The organism is Streptomyces sp. NPDC048434, from assembly GCF_043200375.1.
In the GTDB taxonomy this organism is placed as follows: domain Bacteria; phylum Actinomycetota; class Actinomycetes; order Streptomycetales; family Streptomycetaceae; genus Streptomyces.
In genome coordinates this window covers 184,919-203,562 of the sequence record NZ_JBICXQ010000012.1, presented here as the reverse complement: position 1 = coordinate 203,562, position 18,644 = coordinate 184,919, and the positions used below count along the sequence as shown (strand labels likewise).

At 69.8% G+C, this 18,644-nt stretch carries 21 protein-coding genes; 10 read left to right on the top strand and 11 right to left on the bottom strand.

Annotated elements, in window-relative coordinates; genetic code table 11:
• Positions 1–120 precede the first annotated feature (120 nt).
• Positions 121–807, top strand: coding sequence for an ATP-binding protein (locus ACGFWI_RS16780; protein WP_393906690.1), 687 nt, complete (start codon positions 121–123; stop codon positions 805–807).
• A 208-nt stretch (positions 808–1,015) separates the two neighbouring features.
• Here ACGFWI_RS16780 and ACGFWI_RS16775 read toward each other — a convergent pair whose 3' ends face one another.
• Positions 1,016–1,804 carry a SigE family RNA polymerase sigma factor gene (locus ACGFWI_RS16775; protein ID WP_393906689.1) on the bottom strand — a complete coding sequence of 263 codons (789 nt, stop codon included), beginning with the start codon at positions 1,802–1,804 and terminating at the stop codon, positions 1,016–1,018.
• Between the two features lie 225 nt (positions 1,805–2,029).
• Here ACGFWI_RS16775 and afsQ1 point away from each other — a divergent pair, with 225 nt between their 5' ends.
• The 5 genes from afsQ1 (at position 2,030) to ACGFWI_RS16750 (ending at position 6,000) form a co-directional block, all read left to right on the top strand.
• On the top strand, positions 2,030–2,707 hold the full coding sequence (gene afsQ1, locus ACGFWI_RS16770) for a two-component system response regulator AfsQ1 (RefSeq protein ID WP_026169550.1): 678 nt from the start codon (positions 2,030–2,032) through the stop codon (positions 2,705–2,707).
• On the top strand, positions 2,704–4,482 hold the full coding sequence (locus tag ACGFWI_RS16765; protein WP_393906688.1) for an ATP-binding protein: 1,779 nt from the start codon (positions 2,704–2,706) through the stop codon (positions 4,480–4,482). Before afsQ1 ends, ACGFWI_RS16765 begins: the two co-directional genes overlap by 4 nt.
• Positions 4,479–5,099, top strand: a complete 621-nt coding sequence (locus tag ACGFWI_RS16760) for a hypothetical protein (protein WP_393906687.1) — start codon at positions 4,479–4,481, stop codon at positions 5,097–5,099. The genes ACGFWI_RS16765 and ACGFWI_RS16760 overlap by 4 nt, the downstream gene beginning before the upstream one ends.
• Positions 5,100–5,229: 130 nt before the next feature.
• Positions 5,230–5,745 (top strand): VanZ family protein, encoded by a 516-nt coding sequence (locus ACGFWI_RS16755; protein WP_393906720.1) that lies wholly within the window; start codon positions 5,230–5,232, stop codon positions 5,743–5,745.
• A 45-nt stretch (positions 5,746–5,790) separates the two neighbouring features.
• Positions 5,791–6,000 carry a PspC domain-containing protein gene (locus tag ACGFWI_RS16750; protein WP_393906686.1) on the top strand — a complete coding sequence of 70 codons (210 nt, stop codon included), beginning with the start codon at positions 5,791–5,793 and terminating at the stop codon, positions 5,998–6,000.
• A 170-nt stretch (positions 6,001–6,170) separates the two neighbouring features.
• On the opposite strand, the gene ACGFWI_RS16745 is transcribed toward ACGFWI_RS16750, so the two are convergent.
• On the bottom strand, positions 6,171–6,440 hold the full coding sequence (locus ACGFWI_RS16745; protein ID WP_393906685.1) for a hypothetical protein: 270 nt from the start codon (positions 6,438–6,440) through the stop codon (positions 6,171–6,173).
• 142 nt (positions 6,441–6,582) lie between these two features.
• Entirely contained in the window at positions 6,583–7,743 is a 1,161-nt protein-coding gene (locus ACGFWI_RS16740) for an adenosine deaminase (RefSeq protein WP_393906684.1), read from the bottom strand.
• Between the two features lie 103 nt (positions 7,744–7,846).
• Here ACGFWI_RS16740 and ACGFWI_RS16735 point away from each other — a divergent pair, with 103 nt between their 5' ends.
• Positions 7,847–8,665, top strand: a complete 819-nt coding sequence (locus ACGFWI_RS16735) for an alpha/beta hydrolase (protein WP_393906683.1) — start codon at positions 7,847–7,849, stop codon at positions 8,663–8,665.
• Between the two features lie 70 nt (positions 8,666–8,735).
• Here the strand turns inward: ACGFWI_RS16735 and ACGFWI_RS16730 are convergent, their stop codons facing one another.
• Positions 8,736–9,731 (bottom strand): LysR substrate-binding domain-containing protein, encoded by a 996-nt coding sequence (locus ACGFWI_RS16730; RefSeq protein WP_393906682.1) that lies wholly within the window; start codon positions 9,729–9,731, stop codon positions 8,736–8,738.
• Positions 9,732–9,826: 95 nt separating this feature from the next.
• On the opposite strand from ACGFWI_RS16730, the gene ACGFWI_RS16725 reads away from it, so the two are divergent.
• The gene (locus ACGFWI_RS16725; protein ID WP_393906681.1) at positions 9,827–11,143 is read left to right on the top strand and encodes an MFS transporter; all 1,317 of its coding nucleotides are present in this window, start codon (positions 9,827–9,829) and stop codon (positions 11,141–11,143) included.
• 82 nt (positions 11,144–11,225) lie between these two features.
• Here ACGFWI_RS16725 and ACGFWI_RS16720 read toward each other — a convergent pair whose 3' ends face one another.
• From ACGFWI_RS16720 to ACGFWI_RS16695, 6 genes are all read right to left on the bottom strand, one after another.
• Positions 11,226–12,503 (bottom strand): thymidine phosphorylase, encoded by a 1,278-nt coding sequence (locus ACGFWI_RS16720; protein WP_393906680.1) that lies wholly within the window; start codon positions 12,501–12,503, stop codon positions 11,226–11,228.
• A 128-nt stretch (positions 12,504–12,631) separates the two neighbouring features.
• Entirely contained in the window at positions 12,632–13,807 is a 1,176-nt protein-coding gene (locus ACGFWI_RS16715; protein WP_393906679.1) for a protein-L-isoaspartate(D-aspartate) O-methyltransferase, read from the bottom strand.
• Entirely contained in the window at positions 13,804–14,775 is a 972-nt protein-coding gene (tgmB, locus tag ACGFWI_RS16710; RefSeq protein WP_393906678.1) for an ATP-grasp ribosomal peptide maturase, read from the bottom strand. Before tgmB ends, ACGFWI_RS16715 begins: the two co-directional genes overlap by 4 nt.
• On the bottom strand, positions 14,775–15,110 hold the full coding sequence (locus ACGFWI_RS16705) for a hypothetical protein (protein WP_393906677.1): 336 nt from the start codon (positions 15,108–15,110) through the stop codon (positions 14,775–14,777). Before ACGFWI_RS16705 ends, tgmB begins: the two co-directional genes overlap by 1 nt.
• 197 nt (positions 15,111–15,307) lie before the next feature.
• On the bottom strand, positions 15,308–15,685 hold the full coding sequence (locus ACGFWI_RS16700; RefSeq protein WP_393906676.1) for a hypothetical protein: 378 nt from the start codon (positions 15,683–15,685) through the stop codon (positions 15,308–15,310).
• Complete coding sequence (locus tag ACGFWI_RS16695; RefSeq protein ID WP_393906675.1) at positions 15,685–15,999, bottom strand: hypothetical protein; 315 nt, start codon at positions 15,997–15,999, stop codon at positions 15,685–15,687. Before ACGFWI_RS16695 ends, ACGFWI_RS16700 begins: the two co-directional genes overlap by 1 nt.
• A 282-nt stretch (positions 16,000–16,281) precedes the next feature.
• Here ACGFWI_RS16695 and ACGFWI_RS16690 point away from each other — a divergent pair, with 282 nt between their 5' ends.
• Both ACGFWI_RS16690 and ACGFWI_RS16685 read left to right on the top strand, forming a co-directional pair.
• A complete protein-coding gene (locus tag ACGFWI_RS16690) occupies positions 16,282–17,544 on the top strand; it encodes a hypothetical protein (RefSeq protein WP_393906674.1) in 1,263 nt (420 codons plus the stop codon).
• A complete protein-coding gene (locus ACGFWI_RS16685) occupies positions 17,541–18,095 on the top strand; it encodes a GNAT family N-acetyltransferase (RefSeq protein WP_393906673.1) in 555 nt (184 codons plus the stop codon). The genes ACGFWI_RS16690 and ACGFWI_RS16685 overlap by 4 nt, the downstream gene beginning before the upstream one ends.
• A gap of 118 nt (positions 18,096–18,213) precedes the next feature.
• On the opposite strand, the gene cutA is transcribed toward ACGFWI_RS16685, so the two are convergent.
• A complete protein-coding gene (gene cutA, locus ACGFWI_RS16680; RefSeq protein ID WP_393906672.1) occupies positions 18,214–18,537 on the bottom strand; it encodes a divalent-cation tolerance protein CutA in 324 nt (107 codons plus the stop codon).
• Between the last annotated feature and the right edge of the window lie 107 nt (positions 18,538–18,644).

The following is an 18,644-nucleotide window of genomic DNA, read 5'->3' as shown; positions in this document are numbered from 1 at the left end:
GTGCGAGCGGGAGCAGTCGGGTAATCGATTGACTGCGTAGCGTAGTTGAGGGCGGGAGGGCCGATCCACCTCGCGCGCCAGGGGTACCCCACACGGCCCTATACGCGACAATGGGTGCCCGTGAGCTCCCACTCCCGCACCCAGCCGCCCTCCCCCACGCTCTCGACTCCGCTTCGAGAGCAGCGAGGTGCCCCCACCCGGGTCATTCTGCTGACCGGCCCCTCGGGCTCCGGCAAGACCTCCCTGGCCGCGCGCAGCGGACTGCCCATCCTCCGTCTCGACGACTTCTACAAGGAGGGGACGGACCCGACGCTGCCGCAACTGCCCGACGGCGGCGGCACCGACTGGGACGCACCGCTGTCCTGGGATGCCTCCGCCGCGGTCGCGGCCATTGAGGCGCTGTGCCGTACGGGGCGCACGGATGTTCCGGTCTATGACATCGCGTCCAGCGCCCGGGTCGGGGCGTCGGGGCTCGACCTCGGCGGCGCCCCGCTGTTCATCGCGGAGGGCGTCTTCGCCGCCGATGTCATCGCGGACTGCCGTGCGGCGGGGCTGCTGGCCGACGCGCTGTGCCTGCGCGGCCGCCCCACCACCACCTTCCGCCGCCGGCTGGCGCGGGATCTGCGCGAGGGCCGCAAATCGGCCCCGTATCTCGTCCGCCGGGGACTGCGCCTGCTGCGCAACGAGCGGTCCATCGTCGCCCGGCACACCGCGCTGGGCGCGCACCCCTGCGCCAAGCCTGAGGCGCTGGCCCGGATAGCGGCGGCGCGGGCGGCGGATGTGGCCGGCGCGGCCGTACGTTCCTGACGGGCCGGCTCCCGCACCGCCCCCCGTTTCCGGCGCACACGAAGAAGCGGGCTCGGACAGACCCCCCGGCCGCCCGAACCCGCTTCCTCTTCCCCCGTATCCCCCGATACGTCCGGCTTGCGCGGACTTCTCCGTTTCCGCCGGTTCCCCCGTATCCCCTTCACCCCTCGGGCGTTCCCCCCGGTTCCCCCTCGGGCTCCCCCGATCCTCAGGCCACCAGCTCGCCGAAGGACTCTTCCTCGTCACGGCCGAAGCTGAGGACCTCGTCCTCGCGCAGCCGGCGCAGGGCGCGCCAGATGCTCGACTTCACCGTGCCGACACTGATGTTGAGAATGTCCGCGATCTCCGGGTCCGTACGGCCCTCGTAGTAGCGCAGCACCAGCATCGTGCGCTGCGTCTCGGGCAGCCGGACCAGCGCCTGCCACAGCACGGCGCGCAGCTCGGTGCCGCGCATCGCGTCCACGTCGCCCGCCGTCTCCGGCAGCTCCTCGGTCGGGTACTCGTTGAGCTTGCGCCGGCGCCAGGCGCTGATGTGCAGATTGGTCATGGTGCGGCGCAGATAGCCGCCGAGCGCCGCCTTGTCACTGATCCGGTCCCACGCCCGGAAGGTCGAGAACAGCGCGCTCTGCAGCAGGTCCTCGGCCTCGAAGCGGTCACCGGTCAGGTGGTAGGCGGTGGCGTACAGGGAGGCGCGGCGCTCCTGGACGTAGGCGGTGAAGGCCGCTTCGGCCTCGGACGCCTCCGACGCGGAACGCCGTTCCCCCGTGCCCTCCCCGTACTGCGCTCCCCCGTTGTTTCCCCCGTCGGCCCCGTTGACCGTGACCGTCGTGGCGTCGATGGCCACCATGTACGGCGGCCGCTGACGCCCGATGCCGCGAGCGCACCCCCGGCCTCCCCCGTGGGAGGTGCCCCCTCCGGAACCGGACTTCTCATTGGTCCTGACGTCGTGGAGCCGCGTGATAACTGCGCTGTTAGTGGTGCCGTGCAGTGTGTTCATCTCGCGCCCCCCGTCGTAGAGCCAGCTCGTTCGGTGTGTCCGGGTGTTGATCTCTCCCGATGCCCCAAAGACTGCCAAGCCAGTTTCATCGCGTTGTCCGCCGACTGTCACAGGCCTGTCACAGGGGCAGGTACGGCGCGTCGCGGGGGCCGCGCGCGTGCGGGCCTTGTGTACGAGAGCGCCACTGGTCGATCTCCCGGCGTCCCATGGGCCAGAATGGCTGACGTGCCCTTCCTGTTGCTGATCGAGGACGACGACGCCATCCGCACGGCTCTCGAACTCTCCCTGTCCCGCCAGGGTCACCGTGTGGTGACCGCGGCGACGGGCGAGGACGGCCTGAAGCTGCTGCGCGAGCAGCGCCCGGACCTGATCGTGCTGGATGTGATGCTGCCGGGCATCGACGGTTTCGAGGTGTGCCGGCGGATCAGGCGTACGGACCAGTTGCCCATCATCCTGCTCACCGCGCGCAACGATGACATCGACGTCGTGGTGGGACTGGAGTCCGGCGCCGACGACTATGTCGTCAAACCGGTCCAGGGCCGGGTGCTCGACGCCCGGATCCGGGCCGTGCTGCGCCGTGGCGAGCGCGAGTCCAGTGACTCGGCGACGTTCGGCTCGCTGGTGATCGACCGGTCGGCGATGACCGTCACCAAGAACGGCGAGGATCTGCAACTGACACCGACCGAGCTGCGGTTGCTGCTGGAGCTGAGCCGCCGGCCCGGCCAGGCGCTGTCCCGGCAGCAGTTGCTGCGGCTGGTGTGGGAGCACGACTACCTCGGCGACTCGCGCCTGGTGGACGCGTGTGTGCAGCGGCTGCGCGCCAAGGTGGAGGACGTACCGTCCTCACCGACCCTGATCCGTACGGTCCGTGGCGTCGGCTACCGGCTGGACTCACCGCAGTGAGGGAGCGTTCCACGAGCGGCACGGCGACGGATGACGGTGCGGGCGGCGGGGCCGGGGGTGCCAACGCGCCCGAGGCCGGCCGGGGGATGCTGCGGATACTGGGCCGTCCGTCGGGGCTGCTGCGCTGGACCAGTCTGCGGCTGCGGCTGGTCGTGGTCTTTGCGCTGGTGGCGCTGACCGCCGCGGTCTCCGCGTCGGGCATCGCGTACTGGCTCAACCGCAACACCGTTCTGGACCGCACGCAAAACGCCGTCCTCAATGACTTCCGTAAGTCGCTGGAGGACAGTACGCGCTCGCTGCCGCTGCATCCGCGGTGCGCCGAACTCCAGGATGCCGCACGGCAGATGGCGGGCGGGCCGCAGAACTACGCGGTGCTGCTGATCGGCGTGGACCGCGAGGGCAAGGACTGCGCGGCCACCACGAGCAAGGACCTGCTGACGCTCAAGAACGTGCCGGTGCCGCTGCGCACCGCGGTCAACGAGGTGCGTCCGGTCGACGAGTCCAACCGCTACTCACACCATCTGTACTGGCAGCGCAAGCAGGTCGAGGACACCCCCTACCTCGTCGCCGGGGCGAAGGTGATCGGCGGCGGGCCCACCGGCTACATGATGAAGTCGCTGGCCACCGAGCGGCAGGACCTCAACTCGCTGGCCTGGTCGCTGGGCATCGCGACGGCGCTCGCCCTGGTCGGTTCGGCCCTGCTGGCGCAGGCCGCGGCGACGACGGTGCTGCGGCCCGTACAGCGGCTGGGGCATGCCGCGCGGCAGCTCGGCGAGGGGCGCCTGGACACCCGGCTGAGGGTGACCGGCACGGATGAACTCGCCGATCTTTCCCGGACCTTCAACCGTACGGCGGAGCGTCTGGAGCACCGGGTCGAGGAGCTGAGCGGGCGCGAGGCGGCGTCCCGGCGGTTCGTCGCCGACATGTCGCACGAGCTGCGGACGCCGCTGACCGCGATCACCGCGGTCTCGGAGGTGCTGGAGGAGGAGGCCGACTCCCTCGACCCGATGATCGCGCCGGCCGTGCAGCTGGTGGTCAGCGAGACCCGGCGGCTGAACGACCTCGTGGAGAACCTGATGGAGGTCACCCGCTTCGACGCGGGCACGGCCCGTCTGGTGCTGGACGACGTCGATGTCGCCGACCAGGTGACCGCCTGTATCGACGCACGGGCCTGGCTGGACGCGGTCGAGCTGGACGCGGACCGCGGCATCGTGGCCCGGCTGGACCCACGACGGCTCGATGTGATCCTGGCGAATCTGATCGGCAACGCCCTCAAGCACGGTGGCTCGCCGGTACGGGTCTCGGTATGCATGGAAGGCATGGCGGGCGACGGCGAGGGCGGCAGGACGGGCAGCACGGCCCTCTCCGCCGGTGGCGGTACGGGCGGTGCGGTCGAGGCCGATGCGGCCGCCGATGCCGGGGACGGCGGACCGGAGCGGTCCGGGCAGGCGCCGGACGAGGGGCGGCCCGGGGGCGGGAAGCTGGTGATCCGCGTACGGGATCACGGCCCCGGCATCCCGGAGGAAGTCCTCCCGCACGTCTTCGACCGCTTCTACAAGGCGAGCGCCTCCCGGCCACGGTCGGAGGGCAGCGGTCTGGGCCTGTCGATCGCGCTGGAGAACGCGCACATCCACGGCGGGGAGATCACCGCGGCCAATCTCCCCGAGGGCGGCGCGGTCTTCACCCTGTGGCTGCCGATGGACGCCGCCCCTCTGGCGGACGACGACCGGAGGAACGGCGACACGGGCGACGAGGGCACGGAGGGCGGGCGATGACGTCGGGCAGGCGGACAGGACGGCGCACCGCCGCCGTGGCGGTGCTCGCGCTCGCCGCCGCGGGCTGCGGGATCCGGGGCACGTCCGTACCGGTCGACGCGGGCGGCGCGCCCTCACGGGTGAGCTGCAAGGCCCCGGCGAGCGCGTCATCTGCGGGCCCGTCCGGTGCGGGCCCGCAGGCAAGCGTGTATCTGGTGTGCGGCTCGGCGCTGGCACAGGTCGAGCGGACGGTGCCCCCGTCCAAGGCCGCCGACCCTCGGCTGCCGACCGCCCGTGCGCTGCTGCACGAGCTGCAGCGCAAGCCCTCCGCCGACGAGGAGAAGGCCGGCTTCAGCAGCGCGGTGCCCCAGGACCTGAAGATCACGGGGCACCGCACGGGCGACCCCGTGGATGCGCTGCGGCTGAGCATCCGGCCGGACGATCTGCCGTCGTTCGCGCTGGCGCAGCTGGTCTGCACGTACGGCGCGAGCACGGCGCTGGGCCGTACGCATGCGGCGGTGCTGGGCGGACCGGGCGACGATACGGCGCACCGTTACGACTGTTCGGCGGATGTGCTGGCCAATCCGGACATCGCGGAGAACGCCGGGTGGGGTGACCCGTTGTCGGAAGAGGGGTGAGACGGGACGCCACGACGGGGGCGTACGGGGCGGACCAAGACGGGCGCAATTGGGCGGAACCGCAGCCGCCGCTCCCGGCGTCCTGGCCTGTGTGCAGCCTCATGGCCCCGGCACCACCGCCGCCCCCCGTATGCGCGTCACCGGACTTCTCCTCCTCGTGGCGCATCTGCTGACCGTCGGCTGGCTGACGCTGCGTCCCCGTACGGTGCCGTGGGTGCCCGCCGCGAACCTCGAACCGCTGGCGACGATCCGGGCCGAGCTGGCCCACGGCCCGTCGTGGGAGGTCGTACAGCACCTGGGCGGCTCGGTGCTGCTGCTGGCGCCTCTGGGGGTGCTGCTGCCCCTCTCGGCGGGCCGACTGAACGTTTCGCCTCTGGTGTCCCTGACCCGTACCGTCTTCGCCGGAGCGATGATCGCGCTGGCCATCGAGCTGTTGCAGTCAGGGGTACCGGGCCGTGTCCCGGACATCGACTCGGTGCTGCTCGGCACCCTCGGGGTGGCCGTGGTGCATCTGGCGGTCGTCCCCGGGGCGCGCTGCCGGCTGCGTCGCCGGTACGGGCATCTCGGGGACGCGACCCCGACAATCCCCAGGGTCGAACTGGCCCCACAGGCTGATGCTCTCTCCGGCAGCCGGACCTACCTTTGAGACATCGGGGCAAACGCCCCAGAGAGTCGAAAAGGAGTCTCCCTCATGGCCGCCGCACTGGTCCGCCCCCGCAACAACCGAATGATCGCCGGAGTGTGCGCGGGCCTGGCCCGTCGCTTCGGTACGACCCCGACGACGATGCGCGTGCTCTTCGTAGTGTCGTGTCTGCTCCCCGGCCCGCAGTTCCTGCTGTATCTGGCGCTGTGGATACTCCTCCCCTCAGAGGGGAAGGCCACCGGCGCCACCGCCTGGTGACCCGCAGCGCCGACCGGCTGCCCGGCGCGCGCCGCTGATCCGACGCTCCGCCCGCCGCCCGGCTGTCCGGCTGTCCGGCCGCACAGGACGATGCCCCGGCCGTACGCGCAAGGGCGTACGGCCGGGGCGTGACGCAGGGCCCGCCCCCTATGGACGAGCCGCGTCCGGCGTCAGCCGCCGAGGAGGCTGCCAGGCTGCAGGCCGCCCAGCAGCTTGTTGCCCTGGGAGTTGAGCTTGGTCTTGACCTTGTTGCCGGCCGACTTCGACTTGGTGAGCCCGGAGACGGTCTTGGCGGCATCCTTCACCGGCAGGCTCTTCAGCACCCCGGTGGTGTCGGAGGCGCCGACCGCCGGTGCCGCGCTGGCGACGCCGGCGGCGGTGACGGCGAAAGCGGCACCGAGCGCGACGGTACCGAGAGTCTTGATGGTTCCCTGCTTCATCGAATTACGTCCTCGTGATGGGGGCTTGACCGGCCAATCAACCTAGTGATGCGGCAACCGGCGCCGCAAACAGCCACGACGAAGGAAAAAACGGCCGGTGGACATTCCACCGGCCGTTGCGCTATAGGCTCGCGTTATGTGCTCACGCGGGGTCAGAAGCGCTGTTCACAGGGGCAGTTGCGCTCTGCGGACGGAACAGCCATTCGGCCCGCAGTTCCGCGAAACCGGGCTTGATGACGTCATTGATCATGGCCAGACGTTCATCGAAAGGAATGAACGCTGATTTCATCGCATTGACTGTAAACCACTGCATGTCATCGAGCGTGTATCGGAATGTCTTGACCAGGTGCTCGAATTCCCGGGACATGTTCGTGCCACTCATCAGCCGGTTGTCGGTGTTGACCGTGAGCCGGAACTGCAGTCGGCGCAGCAGGCCGATGGGGTGCTCGGCGTAGGAGGGGGCAGCGCCGGTCTGGAGGTTGGAGGTCGGGCACATCTCCAGCGGGATGCGCTTGTCCCGTACGTACGAGGCGAGCCGGCCGAGCTTGACCGAGCCGTCGTCGGCGACCTCGATGTCGTCGATGATCCGGACACCGTGGCCGAGACGGTCGGCGCCGCACCACTGCAGGGCCTGCCAGATGGACGGCAACCCGAAGGCCTCACCGGCGTGGATGGTGAAGTGGTTGTTCTCCCGCTTGAGGTACTCGAACGCGTCGAGGTGGCGGGTGGGCGGGTAACCGGCCTCCGCGCCCGCGATGTCGAAGCCGACGACGCCGGTGTCCCGGTAGCGGTTGGCGAGTTCGGCGATCTCCAGGGCGCGGGCGGCGTGCCGCATCGCGGTCAGCAGGGCGCCGACGCGGATACGCCGGCCGTTCTCCCGGGCCCGCCGCTCGCCCTCGCGGAACCCCTCGTTGACCGCCTCGACGACCTCTTCGAGGGTCAGACCCTGTTCGAGGTGCTGCTCGGGCGCGTACCGGACCTCGGCATAGACCACACCGTCCGCGGCCAGGTCCTCGGCGCACTCGGCGGCCACCCGGGCCAGTGCGTCGCGGGTCTGCATGACGGCGCAGGTGTGCGCGAAGGTCTCCAGATAGCGCTCGAGCGAGCCGGAGTCAGCGGCCTCACGGAACCAGATCCCGAGCTTTTCCGGGTCGGTTTCGGGCAGTCCCTCGTAGCCGTTCTCGCGGGCCAGCTCGACGACGGTGGCGGGGCGCAGGCCGCCGTCGAGGTGGTCGTGGAGCAGCACCTTGGGGGCACGGCGGATCTGTTCACTGGTCGGGAGTGTGGTGGTCTCGCTCGTCATCTCGGCACTCTAGCCCCTACGCGCGTAGATCTCATCGAACGATACGTAACAGTGACCCGTCCACGGGGTGGCGGGCACCCCACCTTCTGCCATCGTTCTGGTCATGGCTCAGCAAGCACTGCCGGTGCGCGAGGCCCGGCTGGGAAAACCGCTGGGAACGGCCGGCAAGGAAGGGGCGCGCGAAGCGCTCCGGTGGCGGGGTGGCGGCGGTCGAAGCACCGGCCGGGAGGTGAGCGGGGTCGCCCTTTTACTGCCCGGGGGCGGGCCGACCGGGGTACGGCGGCCGTCGCCGGTGGCGGCACTGGCGGTGCGTCCGCTGGCGGTCCGGCTGGCGAAGGCGGGACGCCCTGAGGGCCTGACGGCCCATGTCGTGCGCTACCGCTGCAGCGGCTGGAACGGGCCCGACGCCCATCCGGCACGGGATGCGGCCTGGGCCCTGGACGAGGTGGTCCGCCGCTACGGCGATGTCCCGGTCTGCCTCGTCGGCACGGGCATGGGCGCCCGCGCCGCCCTGCACGCCGCGGGCCACCCCGCCGTCAACTCCGTCATGGCGCTGGCCCCTTGGCTGCCGGGCCCCGGCCAGGACAGCGAGCGGCCCGACCCGGTGAAACAGCTCATCGGCCGGCAGGTCCTGCTGGTCCACGGCACCAACGACGAACGCACCGACCCCGATCTGTCCTACCGCTACGCCGAACGCGCCAAGAAGGTCAACCGCGACACCTGCCGCTTCGAGGTGCACTCCGACGGCCACTCACTGCACCAGCACCGCGCCGAAGTCCTCGCCCTCGCCGCCGACTTCATGCTCGGCTCCCTGTTCGCCCGGGACTACGCCAGACCCGTGAAGGACGCCCTGGCCGCACCACCACCACTGGGCCTGCGCATGCCACTGGCCGCGGGGTTCGGGGCGTCGCTGCGGCACTGAGGTACTGAGGTACTGAGGTACTGAGCGCAGTGCGGCACTGACCGCCGTGACACTCCCGCAGCCCCACCCGTCACCGGGGCAGCAACCGCCCCCGCCGGCTCAGCAGGAACTTCTTGAATTCGGCGACCGGTGGGGTGTCCGGATGGCCGTCGAGCCAGGCGACGCCGATCTCGCGGACCGCGCGGGGGGCCGTCACCGTCAGTTCGGCGACTCCGGGGCGTGGCACGGCGGGTGGCGGGAGGAGTGCCACGCCCAGGCCGGCCGCGACCAGGCCGCGCAGTGTCTCGGCCTCCTCGCCCTCGAAGGCGATCCGCGGGGTGAAGCCCGCCTCGGCGCACAGTGCGTCGGTGATCCGGCGCAGCCCGTAGCCGGGTTCGAGGGTGACGAACAGCTCGCCGGCGGCCTCCGCGAGCCGGACCCGCTTACGGCCGGCCAGCGGATGATCGTCCGGGACGACCAGGCGCAGCTTCTGCTCGTCGAGCCGGCGGGCGACCAGGTCCGGGTAGTCCGGGACCGGCGAGGTCAGGCACAGATCGAGGTCACCGGCGCGCAGCCGCTCGATCATGGCCTCGCCGTAGTTCTGGACGAGCTGGAAGCGGACGCGCGGGTGGTCGGCACGGAAGCTGCGGATCAGGCCGGGCACGGTCTCCGAGCCGAGGGTGTGCAGAAAGCCGAACGCCACCTTCCCGGCGGCCGGGTCGACATCGGCCCGTACGGACTCCGTGGCCCGCTCCAGGTCCGTCAACGCCCGCTCGGTGGCGGCGAGAAAGGCGCGGCCGGCCGGGGTGAGGGAGAGGGTACGGCCGTGCCGGGCGAAGAGGGCGACGCCGAGGTCGTCCTCCAGGCGGACGAGGGCACGGCTGAGCGTCGGCTGCGGCATGCCGAGCTCCAGCGCGGCGCGGGTGACGTGTTCGTGCCGGGCGACGGCGGTGAACTGGGCGAGCCGCGGAGCGAGGGTCACCGCCCACGAGTCGACGCCGAGCTCGGCCGCCTCCCCCGCCTCCCCCGCCTCCGCGCCGGCCCGCGGCCTCGCCCCGGCACCTTCTTTTCTGTTGCGACCTTGCAACAGCGGCCCTTGCGACCTGGGATCATGTGTCACAGCATCGATTATGCCGTTTCTATGCATTGGACGCATGAAACCTGGCGGCCTACCTTCGAAGCATGCCTCCCGCTGATACCGGGGCGTCCGTCACCGACCGTGCGGCCGCCTCTCCCCAGTCGTCCACTGACTCTTCTTCCTCCGCCGCTCTCGACCCCGAGTCGGGCAAGCTGCGGCCGGGCGGCCCCGGCTACCGCCGGATGAGCTTTGCCCTCTTCGCCGCCGGAGTGGCGACCTTCGCCCTCCTCTACTCCACGCAGGCGCTGCTGCCCGCGATCTCCACCGACCTCGGGGTCAGCCCGGACCAGGCGAGCTGGACCGTGTCCGCGGCCACCTTCGGCCTGGCGCTCGGGGTGATCCCGCTGAGCGCGGTGTCCGAGCGCTTCGGGCGGCGCACGCTGATGACGGTGTCCCTCTCGGTGGCCGCGCTGATCGCGATGCTGGTGCCGTTCGCCCCGTCGCTCGGGGTGCTGATCGCGCTGCGCGGGATCCAGGGTGTCGCGCTGGCCGGACTGCCGGCGTCGGCGATGGCCTTCCTGGCCGAGGAGGTACGCGCCAAGGCGCTGGTGGCGGCCATCGGACTGTTCGTGGCGGGCAACAGCATCGGCGGGATGTCCGGCCGGATCGTGACCGGCTGGGTCGCCCAGGCGTGGGGCTGGCGGGCCGCGCTGGCCGCGGTGGGTGTGCTGGCTGTGGTGTGTGCGGTGACGTTCCGGCTGCTGGTCCCCAAGGCCCGGCATTTCGCTCCCCGTTCGGTGGGCCCGCGGGCGCTGGCCCGTACGCTCGGCGGCCACCTCGCCGACCCGCTGCTGCGTCGTCTCTACGCCATCGGCGGGCTGTTCATGACGGTCTTCGGCGCGGTCTACACGGTCATCGGCTACCGCCTGGTGTCCGAGCCGTTCAACCTCCCGCAGGGCATCGTCGGTTCGATCTTCGTGGTCTACCTGGTCGGTACGGTCTCCTCGGCCGCGGCCGGCAAGCTGGTCGCCCGGACGGGCCGCCGCGGCGCCCTCTACCTGGCCGTCGGAACCACCTCCACGGGTCTGCTGCTCTCCCTCGCCGACTCCGTCGCCGCGGTGCTGGCGGGCCTCATCCTGATCACCGCCGGCTTCTTCGCGGGCCATGCGGTCGCCTCGTCCTCGGTCAGCCGCACCGCCAAGACGGCGCGCGCCCAGGCATCGGCGCTGTACCAGTGCGCGTACTACGTCGGCAGCAGCCTGGGCGGTGCACTCGGCGCCGCCGCCTTCCACGCCGTCGGCTGGGAGGGCACCGTCCTCCTGGGCCTCGCCGCGATGGTCGGCGCCGCCTCGGTCACCCTCTACGCCACCCGCAAGGCCGTGGCCGAACGCCGCCTCCTCCACCTGGAGAAGGCCGCGTAACACCCCTCAGCCCGAAGGGCCCTCGTACGTCGCCCCGTCGGCCGGTCGGCCGGTCGGCCGGCCGACCGGAAGACGTAGCAGGTCAGGCAATACGTTCCAGCACCACAGGCGTGGCGGCGAAGGCCGTGTCCTCGGGGCCGACGAGGACGCCGCCGTCGAGGGCCTCCAGGGCGCAGGCGAACTTTTCCGGGGTGTCGGTGTGCAGGGTCAGCAGGGGCTGGCCGGCGGTGACCGTGTCGCCCGGCTTGGCGTGCAGTTCGACGCCGGCGCCCGCCTGGACCGGGTCCTCCCTGCGGGCGCGGCCGGCGCCCAGGCGCCAGGCGGCGAGGCCGACGGCGTAGGCGTCGAGGGTGGTGAGGGTGCCGGAGGAGGAGGCGGTGACGACATGCTGTTCGCGGGCCACCGGGAGGGCGGCGTCGGGGTCGCCGCCCTGGGCGGCGACCATGCGGCGCCAGTGGTCCATGGCGGAGCCGTCGGCGAGCGCCTTGGCCGGGTCGGCGTCCTTGAGGCCGGCCGCGTCGAGCATTTCGCGGGCGAGGGCGAGGGTCAGCTCGACGACGTCCTGCGGGCCGCCGCCGGCCAGTACCTCGACGGATTCGCGGACTTCGAGGGCGTTGCCGGCGGTCAGGCCCAGCGGGGTGGCCATGCCGGTGAGCAGGGCGACCGTCCGCACGCCGTGGTCGGTGCCCAACTCGACCATCGTGGCGGCCAGTTCGCGGGCGTTGTCGAGGTCCTTCATGAAGGCGCCGGAGCCGACCTTGACGTCCAGGACGAGGGAGCCGGTGCCCTCGGCGATCTTCTTGGACATGATGGAGGAGGCGATCAGCGGGATGGACTCGACGGTGCCGGTGACATCGCGGAGCGCATAGAGCTTCTTGTCGGCCGGGGCCAGGCCGTCGCCGGCGGCACAGATCACGGAGCCGACGTCGCGCAGGACGTCGAGCATCTCGGCGTTGGAGAGCGTCGCGCGCCAGCCGGGGATCGCTTCGAGCTTGTCGAGGGTGCCGCCGGTGTGGCCGAGGCCGCGGCCGGAGAGCTGCGGGACTGCCGCGCCGCAGGCGGCGACGAGCGGGGCGAGCGGGAGGGTGATCTTGTCGCCGACGCCGCCGGTGGAGTGCTTGTCGGCGGTGGGGCGGGGCAGCGACGAGAAGTCCATGCGCTCGCCGGAGGCGATCATCGCCGCGGTCCAGCGGGCGATCTCCGTGCGGTTCATGCCGTTGAGGAAGATGGCCATCGCGAGGGACGACATCTGCTCGTGAGCGACCTCGCCGCGGGTGTAGGCGTCGATGACCCAGTCGATCTGATCGGGGGTCAGCTCACCGCGGTCGCGCTTGGCGCGGATGACGGAGATGACGTCCATGGAGGGTTCCTTTCGAACGGGTAGGTCCGTTCTACACGCATAGACGCTGGGGTGACCAGGGGCGGCGGGGGGCCGCGCCTGGGGGGCGGCCCCAGGGGCGGCGTGCCGCCTCCGGTCGCCGGTGTCGGCTACAGCGTCCAGCGGTGGAGCTGGCCGTCCGGTGCCGTGTAGGTCACGGTCTGCTCGGCTGGGGTGGCCTCGATGCTGAACCATTCGCGTCGTGGCCGGTTGAGTCGCCGCCACAGCCGGTGGGCTTCTTCCATCGGTGCCCACAGGTCGCGCGGTCCGGTGGAGGTCACCAGCGGCGTCGCCTCGGGCATGTCCTCGATGCGCGTGGCCGAGCCGTCCGCCGGGTCGTACAGCGTCGTGACGTGCAGGCCGATGTCGCTCAAGCCGTAGGTACGGACGAGACCGCGCGGCAGATGCAGCTGGGCGAAGAACGAGAACGTCCAGTCATCCAGCACCCGCCCGGAGAGCGCGGCTTGACGAGTTGGGCTGTCGGGGACCCCGGGTACCGGCGCCTCCACTTCGGGGCCGGTCTTGAGCGGCATGAAGGCGGCGGGTGTATGCAGAATCCGGCCAACCGCCGTCCCGTCCGGCAGCTTCGTGAGCCGGGCGATCATTCCGCCGGCGAGCGTGCCCTTGAGGGGGACGACCATGATGCCGCCGATACGGCATCGCTCCAGCCACAGTGGCGGGACCCGCCGCACCGAGGCCGTGGCGATGATGCGATCGTAGATCGCGTCGGGCGGTACACCCCGGGCACCATCTCCGTGGATCACGAGCGGGTCGAAGCCGATTCCGTTGAGCCGTTCGCGGGCCAGGGCCGTGAGGGTGTCGGAGCGTTCCACGGTGGTGACGTGCTTGTGACCGGCGAGGTGGCAGAGCATCGCGGCGTTGTAACCGCTGCCGGCGCCCGCCTCGTACACCTCGTCTCCATCGTTCACGTCGAGGGCATCGAGCATGTCCGCCATGAGGCTCGGCGCGGTCGAAGAGGACGTGGGCACACCGGTCACCCCGCCGGAGTCGGCTTGCTCAGCGTGTACGCCGTCCACTTCGGTGATGAGGGAGTCGTCCGTGTACACGGCGTCGAGCCATGCCTCCGCGTCGCCGTCGGTGCCCCGCCAGGGAATGAACCGTTCGCCCTCGCGCCGGTAGAAGACGGGGACGAACGGATGCCGGGGGACGTTGAGAAACGCTCCCGCCAGCAGTGACGCCAGCACCACGCTTCCACGGTCGATCTGCTGGGTGAGCGAGACGCGTGCCCGGATCAGGTGCTGCTCGTCGTCGAGGATGTTCGTCACTGGCCGGTCCCTTCAAGGTAGTCACAGATCGCGGACGTGATCGGCAGTCCGGTCGCCTGCTCGATGAATCCGTACTGTCCGCTCGGGTTGACTTCCAGAAAGCGCCATCGCCCGTCCGGCGTCACCACGAAGTCGAACGCGCCGTACGGCAGGCCGAGCCGGTCCAACATCCGCAGAACCCCAGTGGCCACCTCCGACGACGGGTCGCAGACCCGGTAGGTATGGCTGTCGTAGTCGCTGCGCCAGTCGACGTGGCCGGCGTCCGAGTCGGCGTAGATCTCGGCCGCGAAGATCTGACCGTCCAAGGCAGTCAGCCGCACCTCGTACGCCTTGGGGACCCACTCCTGGAACATATGGGCGGTGCTGGCGATGTCCGCGTGCGGCAGGTCGTCAGGGTCGACGATGCTCGCGTACACGGCAGCAGTTTGCCCGTGCACGGTGCCACGCACGGGGAAGAACGGCTTGTAGATAACGGGGCCGCCGCCGAGAGAATCAGCGAAGTCCTTTGCCGCGTGCGGGTCATTGGTGATCAGGGTGCGGGGAACGCTCAGTCCCACCTCGGCCGCGACGCGCAGTTGCCGCGGCTTGTACTCGGCATCCGCCGCCCTGCCTGGCGGGGAAAGCCACCGGCCCGGCAACGCCGTCAGCAGTCCTCCGAAGCCCCACCGGGCTTCCGTCTCAGCGACCTTGCGGGCTTCGGCGGACATCTGCTCAGGAAACTTCGGGCGGGTCGGGCGACGGTAGTAGACGGAGCGTACCGAGGCGAGGTCGAGCGTGCGGCGGTCGTTGGCCAGCGTGCCGTGCCAGCGGCTCCCGCTGAGGCTCGCGGCAAGCGTGAGCCTCAGCGGGAACTCAGCCATATCTGCCCGGAAGACAGGCACGGCGCGCCGGTTCAACTCCTCAACCACCAGATCGCAGGTCGGGTCGAAGCGACCCGCCAGGATGAGAACGTGTCCGGCGCCCGTCATCAGTCGTCGCTCGGTCCGGGGTCGTCGGGCGCGTCCATCTGGCCCGTGGGTGCCGTCGGCCCGTAGGTCTTCGGCGGGTTCTTGGTCATGTAGACGCCCGGCGGCAGGTCCTCGTAGACGCCGGTCTGGGACTCCTCGTCGTACTCGACATCACTCGGCAGAATGCCGCCTGTGGCCGGACCGGACGTGAGGAACCGGAACGCGAAGGGAGCCGGCCCCTCGCGGTCCGACAGCTCCGGCATGACCGCGGCCCCGTCGGTGCTCAACGGGAGCCGTAATTCCGGCGCGTCGAGTAACGGCCTGGTGGGCAGGCGCTCGTCAACTGTGGTGGGCATTGCTTTCCCTTCTCTCGATTTCTCTGGGTGGGTGGATTTCGGTGGGTGGGTGGTCGAGTGGTTGGGTTCGGTGCAGTGGATGAACCTCGGTGGATGGGGAGTCCGCGTACATCAAGCAGCCGGTACGGCTCCCGCCGACTCACGTACCGCCCGCTCAGTGCGCAGCCGTGACCGCATGCCCGCACACCGTGCCCGGCTCATCCAAACGCCTCCGCCGGAAGCCGTGGCACGCTGCCCTCGTCGTTGATGTCCTGGTCACTTGGGCCTTCATCGGCCTCGGGACCGTCATCGTTGGGCACGGGCAGGCGCGCGCCCCTGCTTTCCGCGACCCGACGTACGTTGGTGAGGCTTGTGGCCAATTCCAGGGCAAGCAGGTGAATTTCGCCGGGTGTCCACGCCCGGCCCGCCAGGATGCGGTGCGCCTCCTCCCCGAGTTCGGCTGCGGAGTCGAGCTGCGCCTCCTCCATCTCGTCGGCGAGCCGGGATACGTAGCCAGTCCCGTTGCCTACGAGGAAGCAGGGCTTCCCGTCGGGGCTCGACCAGGGCAGGAGGCGCGCGGTGTCGGTTGGCCCCATCAGCCTGCCGTCTCCAGGCCGTGCAGCCAGCACGGGCCGGCGTCGGCTCCGTACGTCGCAAACAACGGCACCCGCCGCCCGTACTCCAACCGCCGTTTCTGCCGCTCCTCCGGCGTGAGGGCGTACGGCCGGATCAGGGCCGCGTCCTCACCCCGCAACAGCCCCTCCCTTCCGCCGGACACACGGGCAAGCACGAGCGTCGGCACGTCCTCACGCCTCACGGTGGGCAGACAGCCGAAGGACCGATGACGCCCTCGTGCGGGCAGTAATAGCCGCAGCAGCGATTCGAAGATCTTGGCGATAGTCTTCGCCATGTCGTCAACCTCCCAGGGGTTGATGGCCACGCCCCCGGGCCGTTCGCGCGGTCGCGGGGGTCCTTTGCACGCGTTGGCGTATTGGTCTTTTGATCATTTGCCGTAATGGCGTGGTGCCCCACCAGTGCACCGCCTCCGGAACAAATGTGGGTGCCCGGCGACCGGACGTTTAGGCGGACGCTTTCGCGTTCAGTCGAACGCTTTCGCCTCGAGGTATGGGTCAAGTCGCTACGGTGAGAAGAGATTTCGGGCACACAAGGGGACATGCATGGCGGTAGAGGCGTGAGCCGGCTTGGTCGACTGCGCAAGGAAACCGGGTACACACAAGAGACCTTCGCCACCGCGTTCGCCCGCGAGGCTGCCCGTCTAGGGATCAGCGCATCGGTGAGTGTCCGCCAGCTTCGGCGCTGGGAAGGGGAGTCACCACCACCGTTACCACATCCGGGCCAACAGGCTGTGCTGGAAGCAATGTTCGGTCTTCCACTCGCCGATATGGGGTTCGATGTACCCGCACACAGACGAGCAACTGTGCAGCGGATCGGTGACGATGGCGACGTGAAACGCCGAGCATTCGTCGCGGGTACAGGTGCGGTCGCGGCAGCAGCCATTCTCCCTGACCAGCACGGCCCGCGTATCGGTACAAGTGACGTAGCGGTGCTCCGCGGCCGCCTGGCCGAGCTGTATGCAGTCGATCACTGCTCCGGCGGGGTCCCTGCCAAGGCTCGCGCGAAGCAACTCGAAGGGCACCTCACACAGACACTGAAAGGCTCTGTGTATACAGCCAAGATCGGCCGTGATCTTCAGGCGATGCTGTCTGAGTTACACAGCAACCAAGCTTGGTACGGCTACGACGGTGGCCCGGTCAGTCAGGCACGCGCAGCTTCCCTGGAAGCCCTGACGGCTGCCCAGCTCATCGGCGACAAGCTCTTGCAAATCTCGGCGCTGGAGACGCTCGTACTGATCGACGTCAAGGCAGACCGGAGCTGGGAAGCCGCATCGGCAGTCGAGACCGCTTATGGCCTGGCCCGCAGGGCCGGGGCGGGGCCTGCCGTTCATCTCGTGATTGCGCTTCGCGAAGTGAACGTCAGCACGCATGTCGGGGATACGGTCGCCGCCCGCCGTGCGCTCAGCCGTGCGCTCTCTTACCAAAGTCGCAACGAAGCGAGCACCGAAGTTCCCCATTGGGCGCGCTTCGCTGGATCCATGGAAATCGACTACGCCACGGCGGATATGTACGCGAGGGCTGGGATGCCCCAGCGGGCAGTGCCATTTTTGCGCGCTGCTGTGGCCGGTCTCGGAGGCGGATATGCCCGCAATACGGCGTGGTACAGATCCAAGCTGGCCACCACCCTCCTCAACGCGGGAGAGGTAGAGGAAGGGTGTGCCGAGATGGCGGGCGTTGTCGAATCGTGTGGAGAGATCGCTTCCACTCGCCTCACCCGTCGCATCCAGGAGTTTCAGAAGACCGTTGATGGTATCGACACCATCGCAGCCCGCGATGCCTCGGAACAAATCCGAGAAGCCCTACGAGGAGGCCTCACTTGACCATGTCAGGAACGATCACCATTGAGCTGTTGGACGGCCCCGCCGCCGCGCGGTCCGAGCCCGCATTCAGGCTCGTCTACGCCGAGGTCTTCACTGAGGAACCGTACGAGGAAAGTCCGGAATCGGTGGAGGCGACCTTTCGCCGATTTCGCTCCCAAGTCCGCAAGTCCACTTTCCGCGCCGCCATCGCCCGCACCGCCGACGGTGATCCAGTGGGCATCGCGTACGGCTATCCGCTCAGTTCCAAGACCGGTTGGTGGGACCAGCTGATCACTCCCGTCTTGGACGATCTCAAACGAGAAGACGGCCAACGCACCTTCGGTCTCATGGAGTTCGCAGTGCGGGCGCCCTGGCGTCGGCTCGGGGTTGGCAGACGGCTGCACGAGACGCTACTCGCGGAAGGCAACGAAGAGCGCGTGCTGCTCAATGCGCTACCGGAAGCCGAGGCAGCTCAAGCGGCCTATCGATCCTGGGGATACCGCAAGGTGGGTGAGGCTCACCCCTGGGAGGGCGCGCCTCTCCATGACGTGTTGGTCCGCCAGCTCCGTTAGGCGTGCGCGCGCTGCTGTATATGAGGAGCCACCACCGAAGCCCGCCCCTGCCCCCGCTCAGCTCACACCGCGAACTGCCCGCAGTGGCCAAGGTACTGGAACTGGCCCGGGCCTGAGATCAGTCCGATGCCTTGGTCGTCTCCAGCCAGCGCAGATACGCATTCGCCCCGGCAACGATCGGAACTGCGGCAACTTCCGGGTTCTGCCAGGGGTGGTGCTGGAGCAGATGCGCCTCTACCTCGTCGTAGCGGTCGGCGCGGATTTTGAGGACGAGCTGCCATTCCTCGCCTGAGCCGAACTCGCCCTGGTGCCAGAACACCGACCCGACGGGGCCGACGATCTGCGCCCCGGCTGCGAGCCGTGCAGAGACGACCGACTGTGCCAGCTTCACAGCCGCTTCGCGTGTCTCCGTTGCCGTGGACACCTGAAGAAAGTCAGTCATGCGGCGACTGTAGCGGCGAACGGGCAAACCGGCGTGACCGCTGCGCGGCGCTGTCGGTGGCGGGAAAACGGAGTTGACGTGCGGAAAAGACTCGGGTCTTCTGCTGC

Bases quoted from the DNA above. Each gene is read 5' to 3' on its own strand.
- ACGFWI_RS16775 (WP_393906689.1), bottom strand. From the start codon at position 1,804: ATGAACACACTGCACGGCACCACTAACAGCGCAGTTATCACGCGGCTC.
- ACGFWI_RS16760 (WP_393906687.1), top strand. From the start codon at position 4,479: ATGACGTCGGGCAGGCGGACAGGACGGCGCACCGCCGCCGTGGCGGTG.
- ACGFWI_RS16755 (WP_393906720.1), top strand. From the start codon at position 5,230: ATGCGCGTCACCGGACTTCTCCTCCTCGTGGCGCATCTGCTGACCGTC.
- ACGFWI_RS16750 (WP_393906686.1), top strand. From the start codon at position 5,791: ATGGCCGCCGCACTGGTCCGCCCCCGCAACAACCGAATGATCGCCGGA.
- ACGFWI_RS16745 (WP_393906685.1), bottom strand. From the start codon at position 6,440: ATGAAGCAGGGAACCATCAAGACTCTCGGTACCGTCGCGCTCGGTGCC.
- ACGFWI_RS16740 (WP_393906684.1), bottom strand. From the start codon at position 7,743: ATGACGAGCGAGACCACCACACTCCCGACCAGTGAACAGATCCGCCGT.
- ACGFWI_RS16735 (WP_393906683.1), top strand. From the start codon at position 7,847: ATGGCTCAGCAAGCACTGCCGGTGCGCGAGGCCCGGCTGGGAAAACCG.
- ACGFWI_RS16725 (WP_393906681.1), top strand. From the start codon at position 9,827: ATGCCTCCCGCTGATACCGGGGCGTCCGTCACCGACCGTGCGGCCGCC.
- ACGFWI_RS16720 (WP_393906680.1), bottom strand. From the start codon at position 12,503: ATGGACGTCATCTCCGTCATCCGCGCCAAGCGCGACCGCGGTGAGCTG.
- tgmB (WP_393906678.1), bottom strand. From the start codon at position 14,775: ATGACGGGCGCCGGACACGTTCTCATCCTGGCGGGTCGCTTCGACCCG.
- ACGFWI_RS16705 (WP_393906677.1), bottom strand. From the start codon at position 15,110: ATGCCCACCACAGTTGACGAGCGCCTGCCCACCAGGCCGTTACTCGAC.
- ACGFWI_RS16700 (WP_393906676.1), bottom strand. From the start codon at position 15,685: ATGGGGCCAACCGACACCGCGCGCCTCCTGCCCTGGTCGAGCCCCGAC.
- ACGFWI_RS16695 (WP_393906675.1), bottom strand. From the start codon at position 15,999: ATGGCGAAGACTATCGCCAAGATCTTCGAATCGCTGCTGCGGCTATTA.
- cutA (WP_393906672.1), bottom strand. From the start codon at position 18,537: ATGACTGACTTTCTTCAGGTGTCCACGGCAACGGAGACACGCGAAGCG.